The sequence below is a fragment of the Bifidobacterium sp. M0353 genome, assembly GCF_016100645.1.
Lineage (GTDB): Bacteria > Actinomycetota > Actinomycetes > Actinomycetales > Bifidobacteriaceae > Bombiscardovia > Bombiscardovia choladohabitans.
Genome location: NZ_JACFSB010000006.1, coordinates 588 through 1,202 on the forward strand (window position 1 = coordinate 588; position 615 = coordinate 1,202).

Annotated in this window: 1 protein-coding gene; it reads right to left on the minus strand. The window is 53.7% G+C overall.

What is annotated here, in order from left to right; all coding sequences use genetic code 11:
* Positions 1 to 340 precede the first annotated feature (340 nt).
* A partial coding sequence (locus tag H3V04_RS10205) for a hypothetical protein (protein WP_075085914.1) occupies positions 341 to 615 on the minus strand: 275 nt, incomplete at its 5' end.

The window sequence follows — 615 nt, forward strand, 5'->3', positions numbered from 1 at the left end:
GGCGTTTTTCCATAGGCTCCGCCCCCCTGACGAGCATCACAAAAATCGACGCTCAAGTCAGAGGTGGCGAAACCCGACAGGACTATAAAGATACCAGGCGTTTCCCCCTGGAAGCTCCCTCGTGCGCTCTCCTGTTCCGACCCTGCCGCTTACCGGATACCTGTCCGCCTTTCTCCCTTCGGGAAGCGTGGCGCTTTCTCATAGCTCACGCTGTAGGTATCTCAGTTCGGTGTAGGTCGTTCGCTCCAAGCTGGGCTGTGTGCACGAACCCCCCGTTCAGCCCGACCGCTGCGCCTTATCCGGTAACTATCGTCTTGAGTCCAACCCGGTAAGACACGACTTATCGCCACTGGCAGCAGCCACTGGTAACAGGATTAGCAGAGCGAGGTATGTAGGCGGTGCTACAGAGTTCTTGAAGTGGTGGCCTAACTACGGCTACACTAGAAGAACAGTATTTGGTATCTGCGCTCTGCTGAAGCCAGTTACCTTCGGAAAAAGAGTTGGTAGCTCTTGATCCGGCAAACAAACCACCGCTGGTAGCGGTGGTTTTTTTGTTTGCAAGCAGCAGATTACGCGCAGAAAAAAAGGATCTCAAGAAGATCCTTTGATCTTTTC